General features: G+C 36.6%; 11 protein-coding genes. 2 read left to right on the top strand and 9 right to left on the bottom strand.

Annotation, left to right across the window (positions count from 1 at the left end; all coding sequences use genetic code 11):
• Window positions 1–29 precede the first annotated feature (29 nt).
• Together ABJV04_RS14105 and ABJV04_RS14100 are read left to right on the top strand one after the other, a co-directional pair.
• Entirely contained in the window at window positions 30–1,073 is a 1,044-nt protein-coding gene (locus tag ABJV04_RS14105) for a nucleotidyltransferase family protein (RefSeq protein ID WP_348492192.1), read from the top strand.
• Between the two features lie 499 nt (window positions 1,074–1,572).
• On the top strand, window positions 1,573–1,827 hold the full coding sequence (locus ABJV04_RS14100) for a hypothetical protein (protein ID WP_348492191.1): 255 nt from the start codon (window positions 1,573–1,575) through the stop codon (window positions 1,825–1,827).
• A 333-nt stretch (window positions 1,828–2,160) separates the two neighbouring features.
• Here ABJV04_RS14100 and ABJV04_RS14095 read toward each other — a convergent pair whose 3' ends face one another.
• From ABJV04_RS14095 to ABJV04_RS14055, 9 genes are all read right to left on the bottom strand, one after another.
• Window positions 2,161–4,092, bottom strand: coding sequence for an acyltransferase family protein (locus tag ABJV04_RS14095; RefSeq protein WP_348492190.1), 1,932 nt, complete (start codon window positions 4,090–4,092; stop codon window positions 2,161–2,163).
• 71 nt (window positions 4,093–4,163) lie between these two features.
• Window positions 4,164–4,631, bottom strand: coding sequence for a GDP-mannose mannosyl hydrolase (locus ABJV04_RS14090; RefSeq protein ID WP_348492189.1), 468 nt, complete (start codon window positions 4,629–4,631; stop codon window positions 4,164–4,166).
• A 21-nt stretch (window positions 4,632–4,652) separates the two neighbouring features.
• A complete protein-coding gene (locus ABJV04_RS14085) occupies window positions 4,653–5,612 on the bottom strand; it encodes a GDP-L-fucose synthase (protein ID WP_348492188.1) in 960 nt (319 codons plus the stop codon).
• Window positions 5,613–5,817: 205 nt separating this feature from the next.
• The gene (gene gmd, locus ABJV04_RS14080; protein WP_348492187.1) at window positions 5,818–6,939 is read right to left on the bottom strand and encodes a GDP-mannose 4,6-dehydratase; all 1,122 of its coding nucleotides are present in this window, start codon (window positions 6,937–6,939) and stop codon (window positions 5,818–5,820) included.
• The gene (locus ABJV04_RS14075; RefSeq protein WP_348492186.1) at window positions 6,936–8,195 is read right to left on the bottom strand and encodes a glycosyltransferase WbuB; all 1,260 of its coding nucleotides are present in this window, start codon (window positions 8,193–8,195) and stop codon (window positions 6,936–6,938) included. Before ABJV04_RS14075 ends, gmd begins: the two co-directional genes overlap by 4 nt.
• Before the next feature lie 260 nt (window positions 8,196–8,455).
• Window positions 8,456–9,376, bottom strand: coding sequence for a glycosyltransferase family 2 protein (locus ABJV04_RS14070; RefSeq protein ID WP_348492185.1), 921 nt, complete (start codon window positions 9,374–9,376; stop codon window positions 8,456–8,458).
• A gap of 9 nt (window positions 9,377–9,385) precedes the next feature.
• Entirely contained in the window at window positions 9,386–9,949 is a 564-nt protein-coding gene (locus ABJV04_RS14065; RefSeq protein ID WP_348492183.1) for a hypothetical protein, read from the bottom strand.
• A 1-nt stretch (window position 9,950) separates the two neighbouring features.
• Window positions 9,951–10,784, bottom strand: a complete 834-nt coding sequence (locus tag ABJV04_RS14060; protein WP_348492182.1) for a sulfotransferase — start codon at window positions 10,782–10,784, stop codon at window positions 9,951–9,953.
• A 51-nt stretch (window positions 10,785–10,835) separates the two neighbouring features.
• Window positions 10,836–11,793: glycosyltransferase (locus ABJV04_RS14055; protein WP_348492181.1), on the bottom strand; the 958-nt coding region annotated here is incomplete at its 5' end.

Here is an 11,793-nt window from a genome sequence, read left to right as displayed (position 1 = left end):
CAACTAAGCTTAATAGCTCCGAATTTTCTATGGATAAGGAATTTAAAAACTACAATAGTACAGACGTATTAAACATTGCCATTGAACACGGTGTGGCAGCAGTGCTTGCTCGAGTAATCGAAACCAATCAATCGCAAAAATCTTTTTTTAAAGATTTAACTAACTTCCAGCTACACCAAAATCTACGTAATCAATTAATAGATCAACAGTATTATCCAACACTCATAAAGCTATCAGAGGCTGGCATTCATTTTGTGGTACTTAAAGGTTATGCTCTTAGTCATACAGTTTACCCGACCCCGTTATTACGAACCAAAGCGGACGTCGACATAATTATTCGTATAGATGATAAAGATGCCGTTATTAATGCATTTAAGACTATGGGCTTTTCCAATCCAAGAGGATGGAACCCTACAGCTATTATCAACCAATTTTCAATGCGTAAAACCTTAAGTCCTGGAGTAAACGTTGATTTTGATATTCATCTTCGATTAAGTAACGAACGTGGTGTTGAAAATATTATCACCTTCGATGAACTGCTTAAAGCTGCCGATACAAACACACTACAAAACGTGCCATTGGTATCCAAACCTTATGCTTTAATACATGCAATAGTGCATATGCTGCACCATCGAAATGTAGGCGATACGGTTAAGTTAATTTGGTTGTATGATTTATTGCTGCTGTGTCAAACAATGAACCCTGACGAAAAACAAACCTTTAGAAAGCTAATCGATAAAAAAGGCCTAACGAAATTAGCGAACTTTGCACTGAATCTTGCCAATAGTTACTTTTCAGATCCTAGTCTTGTATTAACAATAGAAAAATTAAGGGATGCTTCATCAAATTCTGAATTGGATTATTTGATAACAATTGAAACTCGTTACCAACAGTTTAAGCGCTCTTTTAAACAGCGAGAAAGCGTACTAGAAAAGTGGATGTATATTAAAGAAATGGCATTTCCACCAGCGGCTGAAGTTTATCGAAAATACGGCAAAAAGCCCGCTTATTATCTGCCATTTTTATATATTCGCAGGTTTATTGGTGGCGTAATTAAGCATTTATCCAAATAATACACTGTAGGCAGGTACTGTAGCCAATAAAGTTAGTAAAAAAGTCTACATTACTTGATAAAATGGAATAACCTTAGTCTTTCTTACAGCGTTAGTTTGAGAAGTATATGAGTCAACTCAATTTGTATTTCCCGCTTTACCAAATTCGAAATTTATTCTTAACCTACCCCCAAAAGAGTGCTATTTGAACATGTCCCTAAATGTGGAGGGACAACTGTGACCAGTTATTTAAAATCGCAGTATTTCATGAAAAATATATTTACTATTGACGGAAGAAAACCATCGAAGAGTATTAACCTCTTTATGTCTTTACCGGAAAAAACGGAATTCGTATAATCTTATTCTAGGCCATGGAGCCCATAAACTTCGAAAATACACCAATTCAGAAATTATTAGGGCAACTCTATTACGAGATCCTGTTGATAGAATAATCTCACATTACTATTATGTTCTGCGATCACCAGGTCATTATCTATATAAAGAAATGACGGATAAGAAAATGTCCGTTTTGGGGGCTTACAACATTCTTAAAGATGAGTATTCGGTTGTTGGTACATTAAATAATTTAAGTTTAGCGATGCATTCGTTGGCTGATAAAGCTTCATTTCATGACGAATACAAAGTTAGTAAGTTAAATGTAACCTCTGAACGGCCAAAACAAACAGAGGTCGAACAATCAGATTTAGATGTTATTGCTGAGGTAAATAAACTCGATGTTAAACTTTACGAACTAGTCAAAGAGAATTCGGCTTAATATTTACACTTCATTTTCATTAACTGGCGTTCAAAAAGGTTCTTATTCAAAATACCACTTGGTATGGGTATGCACTTCGTCGTTACTCAACAACTCTGAGATAAACTTCCATTAGTAACTACAATTTTGTTGATCCAATGGCAGGTTTTCCAATGGTATACTTAACTTTACTTTATAAGCGATTACGACATCATGAAACTAAAAGTAAAGCACTTGAAGTAAGATAACACCAAGCGCCTCAGTTGCTTGGTGCTAACCCCCCCTCTTGAAGCATTATTTTCATATGTTGATTTCTAGGGGTTGACCAAATGCTTTGGCTAACCCTCTCGAAAATTAATTTATGAACCAACCATTTTCGTATGCTTTTAAACCGAAATACTCAGCACCTTCTAAAGTCCAATGACTATCATCATACATAGTTTTCCGGCCATTTAGCGTAACTAACGAACATTTTCTTGAAACATCGAAACATATAAGTTCTCTACGATCATAAAAAGGAATATTGAAAGCTTTAGCTAATTTTTTGACTTCGCCACTATAGATATGTGGTTCGGAAGCCTCATATCGATACCCAAGTCCATTTACTTCTTCAATATTTACCTGACCTTTTAGACGACGCATGTACCAATCAAAAATTGTCAATGAGCTAGGAGAAACAAATTCTGCAGTATTTCCAACTAAAATGACTTTCTTACCACGTGAAAATAATTCAGGAATTAGTTCTTGCAAGTTCCCAATAGAAGACGTTCTATATTTTGGTGAGATTAAAATAGTTGTTGCAGTCTTAAAATTAGGTGTTTCGTACATATTAGAAAATTCAGATGGCTCCAAGTCTGCTCCGATCGCATATCGAGCAAATTCAATTCCTTCAAATAAATTCCGATTCAAATACAAAGCATTGAACATATCCTTACTGTGAGAATTACCTACTATTAAAACTTTTTCACCTTCTTTCGAGCTAAACCAATTATTTTCAATCTCTTGTTGTGACGGTTTAGCGGCATTCCACATACTTATTTCTTCACTCGAAAAGCTATCAAGTACAGAAAATGAAGATTTTCGCAGCACTTCATTGTCTATCTCATTGTCGCCATAATGAGATGATATATTGCTAAAGCGTGAAGGAATCCCGTCGCGTAAATTGACTTGAAATGAAAATAATATAATGACAATCAGAGAGCTAAAAAGTGCAACAAAAAATACGCTTTTCTTTATTTTAAATCTGAACGGGCGTTCTATTAATTTATAGCCTAGCCAAGCACATATGAAAGTTAAAGTAACCCAAAGAATCATATCAAGGATAGTTGGACTATCAATTGAAGTGAGTCTAGCAAACGCAAAAATTGGATAGTGCCAAAGATATAAAGAATATGACAGTTTTCCAATCCAAACAAAAGGTCGACTGGAAAGTAACTGTGTAACAACTTCTTGAGAATGGGAGAAATAGATTAAGCCACACGTAGCAAAAACAACAGGCACCGTGGCATACCCTGGATGGGCTGCACCATTCATATCTAAAAATATAAGTGACGTTAGAATTATGACAATCATTGCTACAGGTATTATTTTCAAACTAGTTAGTTTGGGTAAATAATTACGATAATAGAATGTAAAGACGGCCAATGTTGCGCCCGCTAAGAGCTCCCACGCTCTGCTAACAGGTGAAAAGAAAGATAGTGGAGGTTTATATTCCGTGGTTACTTGAGCTAGGTATAAACTAAAAATAGTAGCAAATATCATCAAACCCAAAAGAATTCGGACGTTTTTGATTCTACAAAGCAAAATAAAAACAATAGGAAATAAAACATAGAACTGTTCTTCGATAGACAGACTCCAAGTATGAAGCATGGGTTGTAATAAACCAGACTGAGCCCCATACTCCCCTAGTTCGAGAAACCAAAAAATATTACTGTAGAAACCTAATGCAGCAAGTAAAGACGAGACGTATCGCATGAGCTCAGTAGGTAAAAGTACTAACCAAGCAACTGGTAAACTCACTAAAATCACAAGTATTAACGGAGGTATAATGCGCTTAATACGTTTCGAGTAAAAATTCATGAAACTAAAGCGACCAGTTTCTAATATTTCCCGATGTATAATTGAGGTTATTAAGTAACCCGACAAAACAAAGAAAATGTCTACACCAAGATACCCTCCACTAAGGAAATAACCGTCGAAAAACGGTATTTTCAGATGGTATATTAAAACCGAAATTACAGCTATAGTCCTTAATCCATCTATTTCAGGCCGATATTGAATTTTCACTTGAGGTCCTTACCAGTGGTAGAATATTCTACATTTAATTTTCTTATATACTTTCGATGTTTCAAATTTAATTAATAGTTGATTGAGTGTTCAAAATACCATTTAGTATGCTTATGCACCTGTTCACTATTTAACACATCAGTTATTGGCATCCATTGATAACTGCCGTGTTGTTTATCTAAGGGCAGGTTTTGTAACGGTTGCTTTAATTTTAACTTGTAAGCTATTGCCACATAGTGAGTGGTAAACTCATCCCCAAACACATTATCTTGGTAAAAATGGTCATAAGGACCAAGCAGGCTTGCTTGATCCATGGTGAAAGCTTCACCTAGCTCTTCTTCGGTCAAACGTTTAAATGCATTGGCCAGAGACTCATCTTTTAAGATTCGACCGCCAGGCACAAACCAATATCCCTTAGCTGGACGATTTAAGCGCTGGCCAAGCAGCGCTTCATTGTTTTCATTGGTGATCACCAAATCTATAGATACCAGTGGTGTGCTGGCAATCACGGTACTAAAGGTTGGTTTGTCTAGAAACATATTTCTTATTTAATCCAAAGCTTACTTTCTAAAGCTGTCTTGATTTGCCAAGAACCACTCATAAGTACTCGCTAACCCTTCTTCTAATGAAATGCTGTATTGCCAGCCTAAATCTTTTAAGCGTGATACGTTCATTAGTTTACGAGGGGCACCATCAGGTTTAGACGCATCAAAGCTAATATCACCTTCAAAGCCGGTTACCTTAGCAACGGTTTCAACTAACTCACGAATAGTACAATCAACACCGGTTCCTACATTAATGTGACTAAGCATTGGCTGGGTATTCGCTTCATAAGTAGCGTTATCAAGTTGCATCACATAGATAGAGGCTGCAGCCATATCATCCACATGCAAAAACTCGCGCATAGGCTTACCGCTTCCCCATGCAACTACTTCAGGTTTACCTTCCAACTTCGCCTCATGGAAACGGCGAATAAGGGCTGGAATAACATGAGAGTTTTCAGGGTGGAAGTTATCGTTTTCACCGTACAAGTTGGTAGGCATGACTGAACGATAGTTGCGACCGTATTGGCGGTTGTAAGATTCACACAGCTTAATACCAGCGATTTTAGCAATGGCATAAGGTTCATTAGTAGGTTCAAGGGTACCGGTTAACAGAGCATCTTCTGACATTGGCTGTTCAGCCAACTTAGGATAAATACATGAAGAGCCTAAGAACAACAAGTCTTGGACACCAGCAACATGCGCACTATTGATAATGTTGCATTGGATCATTAAGTTTTCATAAATAAATTCAGCAGGGTAAGTGTTGTTAGCAATGATCCCACCGACTTTTGCTGCAGCTAAATATACTTGTTCGATGTTTTCTTTAGCGAAAAACTCACTGACCTCAGCTTGGCTAGTAAGATCTAGCTCTTTGCGGGTTTTAGTGACAATTTCCACATCACCTTGTTTTGTCAGCTGACGAACGATGGCAGAACCCACCATGCCTCTGTGGCCTGCAACAAAAACTTTTTTCATGTTGGTTTTCTCTTTAAATAATGATCATTTCACTGGGTTGTAGCCAGTATGCAAAAGGTGCTTTGTTTTACCCGGGCTAAAGCCCAAGTCTACAAGAGATTTATTCCAATTCCCTTGTGTAGCATGGGCTTTAGCCCATGGATACCGATGTAAAAAACAAAAGCACATTGGTTAATGTGCTTTTTAATGTGTTGAATGTTTTTTACTATTCTCTGGAAACGGCCATTGAATAACCATGTTCTTTCAACAAGGCATGTTGTTTGGCTTTATCCAAATCGTGTTGTACCATTTCTGCACACATTTCTTCTACTGTGATCTCTGGTACCCAACCCAATTTTTCTTTGGCTTTTGAAGGGTCGCCTAACAAGGTTTCAACCTCTGCAGGACGGAAATAACGAGGATCAACCTTAACAATTACATCACCAACGCTAACGCCTGGTGCATCGTCACCACTAATGGCCGTTACTGTAGCGACTTCATCTACACCTTCGCCGCTAAATTCTAGAGTAATACCCGCTTCTGCTGCAGACATACGTACAAATTCACGTACTGAAATTTGTTTACCAGTAGCAATAACAAAATCTTCTGGCTTGTCTTGTTGCAACATCATCCATTGCATACGAACGTAGTCTTTTGCATGACCCCAGTCACGTAATGCGTCCATATTCCCTAGGAACAGACACTTCTCTAAGCCTTGGGCAATGTTAGCGACAGCACGGGTAATTTTGCGTGTTACAAAGGTTTCACCACGGCGCGGAGATTCATGGTTAAACAAAATACCGTTACAAGCATAAATACCATAAGATTCACGGTAGTTTACTGCTATCCAGTAAGCGTACATTTTAGCCACGGCATAAGGTGAACGTGGGTGGAATGGAGTGGTTTCTTTTTGTGGAATCTCTTGAACTTCACCGTAAAGCTCTGAAGTAGAAGCTTGGTAAAATTTGGTTTTCTTTTCTAAACCTAAGAAACGAATAGCTTCTAACAGACGCAAGGTACCTAAAGCATCTACATCAGCAGTATATTCTGGTGCTTCAAATGAAACAGCAACGTGAGACTGGGCACCCAAGTTGTAGACTTCATCAGGCTCAACTTCACGCATAATACGGATTAAGTTAGACGAGTCAGACAAATCACCATAGTGAAGCTTAAAGTTAGCATTCTCTACATGAACATCTTCATATATATGATCAACACGCTGAGTATTAAACAATGAAGCACGACGTTTGATGCCGTGAACTTCATAACCTTTTTCTAATAAAAGCTCAGCCAGGTAAGAACCGTCTTGACCTGTAACCCCAGTTACTAATGCGACTTTTTTTGTCATTTTATTTCCTTTGCAAAATCTGAATTTGATTCCGTTATTTTTACTAGTTTATTTAAAAAATTATCAATGATGGTATTTTTATCTAAATAAGATAACGCAAACTGTCGCGCCACCTCATTGTGCTTATTCGTATCTTTTTGAATAGCGTTTTCGATTGATGTCACAAGTGTATCAGCACTTTCAGGTTCAATACACTCATAGATCCCAGGTTGTTGCAGCTCAATGCGCCCCAACTCTGTATGCGCTTCCGCGGTGACAATAGCATGTCCACCAGCAGACAGAATATTCGTTAGTTTTGACGGTAAAACCGCATCAGCCGCGCCTTTCTTCTGAATGACCAGGTGAATATCAGCCATTGCCAGCATTTGTGGAACAAGCTCCCAGGGTTGCAGCGGTTTAAAATACACATTGCTTAAGTTTTGCTGAAAAGCTAATTGTTTGAGGTTATCAACATTGGCACCAGCACCAACAAATACAAATTTGATGTGAGGGTTGTCTTTTAAACGCTCCGCGGCTTCTAATACGATTTCTAAACCTTGTTTAGCACCTAAATTACCTGCATAGAGAAGAACTTTATCTTCTTTGCTAAATCCCCATTCTTCACGCAATGCAGAACCATCAGTTTCAGGAGTTACAAAGGAAGTATCCGACCAATTAGGAAAGTGAATCAACTTACCTTCAGGCACACCTTTGCTTTTAGCATTCTCTATCATACTAAAAGAAATGGTAGAAACTGCATCAAACCCAGCCATCAACCAACGTTCTATTTTTTTAGCTACACTGGCCGCTTTCCCCTCTCCCATTAATCCAAGTCCAAAGATAGCATCCACTTCATAATCTTGAATATGTAAAACGGTTTTAGTACCTGTTAATTTGGCATATAACAAGGTTAAAGGCGCACAAAATAAAGTAGGTTGAACCAAAATTATCACGTCCGGCTTTTTAAAAAGACGACTAAAAAGTGCCAAACCTGAACTAAAAGCAAAAGTAGCTAAATGCAGCAAGCGTTTAATGGTGGTGACTTTTTTAGGGACATACAAAGGGCAACGAATGAGCTCTACTTCATTTTTAGCTTCAGTTTGGTATAGAAACTTACGGTAGCCATCATGAACTTGCCATTCAGGATAATAGGGGGGCGCTACAACCGCGGTTACACCTAAGCCTCGTTCTGCAAACGCTTCGCACATTTCACCATTGTATTTGCCAATGCCTGTTAACTCTGGGGCATAATTTAAACTTTTCAAAAGCAGCTTCAAGCTATATCCCTATTAAAATATCCAATTAAACTTACGACAGTTCCGCTACATGAACGACAATTTATTAGTCGCTATGCAAACCTCTTACCAATAAATAAAATGTGTTGTAATTTTGTATTATCTAATTGAAACATAAAAAAGAATGTTTTTAATAGACTAAGTAAAACAGACATCTAGCTGATCTTGTTTTATTGACTTATTTAGCATTGTCTCATTGAACACATTCAAATCTTTATTGCACCATAAGTATGCAAAAAACGTTAGAGCTTTAACCCCGTTAAACTCTTTAGTATTTCAATTTTTTGTTGATTAGACTCCACTCCAACTAATAAGCGTTCGGCTTCATATACCCTCAGATCCACCATGCTACGATACCAATAACCTTGCATAAAATGAAAAGCGAAGCCTCGTTTACCATCTAAGAAACCAAGTCGTATGAAATAGCGATATAAAAAATAAAAAAGTGGCCGAACAAAAATGGGTAAATTGTTGTACATCTGCTCTTTAACAAATCGTTTTATTTTAGCTTGTCTATTCGAGCTATCATTTTTTAGTGATTCGTCAGACTCAAATAAACCATATTTTTTATCCAAAATATCTATCATTTCCCTATCAGCATATTTATTATGCTTGTCGGTCCACCAACGCGTATTGTTCAAATTATCGTCGACTATATGTCCAGAAAGTTGATTAGTTTTTCCACCGCCATCTAGTACGATATGTTCATCCATCCATCTCGACTCTATCCGACCATGTTTATGCTGCCAAATTCTCAGTAGATTTAAAGGGTAGACGGCACCATTTTTTATCCACTTTCCTAAAAAAAAGTACTTTCGTCGTATATATAATCCTTGAACATCATCACCAAGTTTGTCTAATGCGTGATTCAACTCTACTTGCAAATCAGCCTCTATATATTCATCAGCATCCATACGCATAACCCATTTAGTATTGATTGGACAATTATCCAGGCCCCATTGAAATTGGTTGGCGTAGTTAGTCCAAGGATTTTGATACACCTTTGCGCCTAGTTTTTCGCAAATTTCTTTAGTTGAGTCTGTGGAAAAACTATCAATAACAAAAATTTCGTCACACACATTAAGTAGTGACTTTATGCAACGTTCTATATGTTGAGCTTCATTAAAAGTTAATATTATTGCAGTGATCGAATTGGTAACCATTTTAGCTCCTTAAATCCAATCGGACTCAACTTTTCTATTTTTTATCTCACAAGCTGGATTACCACTGTAGACAGTCCAAGGTTTTAAATTCTTGAATGTAACTCCTCTCGCACCTAATACTGCTCCTTCACAAATTTCAACTCCTGGCCCTACAAAAGCTTCAGCTGCAATCCATGCATGTTCTCCAATGACTATTGGTTTGGTAACTAGTTTAAACGTCTTACTATTGTAATCATGACTTCCAGTGCAAATAAAAGCACCTTGTGAAATTAAGGCATTTTTATTAATTACCACTTCATCTTGATTATAAATATAGGCATCATTAGCGATACAGGCTCCAGATTGCAACCTTAAGTTCCAAGGTGCCCAAACCTTAGCTCGTGGATAGATATTAGTGTTTTTATGGATGTTTTTACTAAACAACCGATATATAAAAATCCTCCACCTTTTTAAGAAAACGGGGCTGTATCTGATTAATAACAAATAAGTAATATTCCATAACACTCGAGCTAACCTATTTTTAAGGGTAAAACTCGGCTCACTTCTTTTATTCCTTTGTGTGATCAAATCCATACTACAAATATCCCAATCTTTTTAATTGCTTGTTTGCATATCGGTTAATAAGATGTAAATCGTCATCGGATAATTCACTTTTCCATTTTCCTACGCTTTTATTATCAATTTTTGAAGATAACTTTTTAAAACCCTCAGTCCCTGCTCTGCTGTTCTTAGAAAATAATGTTGGATCCAATTGTCGAGAATCATACTCAATATCTAAAAATACCATTATTTCCTTCAACGTATTTTCAGGATTTTGAACAAAGTCCTCATATTTAACATCGATAATCGCATTACTAACCACAGAGCTTCTAGCATTGATACATTTTCGCCAATAAAGCACAAATTTCTTTATATCTTTTCCTTGCTCAATACCTTTAAATTTCGACGCTGAAATAGACGAATCTCTTACATCTCGATAGACATTTATAAACTTAGAATTGGGAAACAACTCAACCAGTTTCGGCAGATAAAGAACATGTTGAGGCGTTTTTTCTAAAAAGTATTGTGATTTAGTGTGTTGTTTTCTTTTTTGATTAGAAAGTAAGTCAAATAGGCTAACCATATCTTTTGAGTTTGATATAATATTTTTCATTACCTCATCATCAATATCTTCATATTTCTTACTAAACAAATCTCGATACATAAAAAATCCTGTTTCTTCATCAAAAGAAGTAATTAACTCATTACTCGACAAAATAGATTGAATCAACGTAGTTCCGCTTCGAGGTGCACCAATTACGAATATGTGCTTTTCATGCGATGGTGTATTAAACATTCGGTAACGGATGTTTTTTATAATGCTGTGTGGGTTTTTGAGGTAAGAAAAAGCCAATTGTTTAAGACTCATATGATTCTCTTTATTTAATCTCTGAGGAAAATAATCTGATATAATAATATGTTAGCTAACGTCTAGATCGACAGCTTTACAAAAATCAACTACAGCAGTTTGAATAGAAAAATGCTTTTCATAACAGCGTAACGCGTTGTTATTAAATTCTAATTTCTGCTGTTTCGATAGAGCAATCCATGAACTTATTAGGGAACGGATACCTTCTTTATTATCATCCGCAACAAAGCCAGCCATTTCGGTTTCAATCTCAGTCCAAATATTAACTTTATTAGTGATTAAAACCGGTGTTCCTGTTGATAAAGCTTCAGCGACAACAATACCAAAATTCTCTTGATGAGATGGCAGAATAAAACACTCCGCCGAGTAAAATGCAGCCCACTTTGTCTGTCCAGATAGCATTCCAACCCATTCAAAGCGATTTGATATACCTAAATCCCTACAGCGAACCTCCAAATCTTCTCTATAACTTAGAGCACCTGGACCAGCGATAAGGAAGACAATATCTTCAGGAAAGTCTTCAAGTTCAGAAACAGCGTCTATTAATAGCTCAAGCCCCTTTTTGGGGTGTACTCGGCTAAGAAATAAAAATATCCGCTTATTTTTCAACCGAGGGTATTCATGAAAAAACTCTGTTAAAATCAGCTCATTATCGTTTACTGGCTTTTCTACACCTAATGTTGCAATAGCAGAATTTGCTTTAAAAAACGGAAATGAGTTGTTAGCTAACTTCATTTCTTCAGCGCATGTAAACAAAACTTTATTTGCAAAAGCGATAACATTTCTTTCAACCAAAAACCAAAAAGGAAGTTTTTTAATATATTTAATTTTATTTTCATTAAAGTAAGGATCAAGCATCCCATGTGTATACACACAATAAGGAACGCCTAACATCTTCAATATATAGCCGCCAGTTACGGAAAAACTCCATAAACCATCTAAAATTACCATGTCGTATTGTTTAGCATTTTTATACAGCCAAAAAATGTATTTGATATTAAAATGATAA

The organism is Aliiglaciecola sp., assembly GCF_039982535.1.
Taxonomy (GTDB): domain Bacteria; phylum Pseudomonadota; class Gammaproteobacteria; order Enterobacterales; family Alteromonadaceae; genus Aliiglaciecola.
This window is presented reverse-complemented; position numbering and strand designations above follow the sequence as displayed.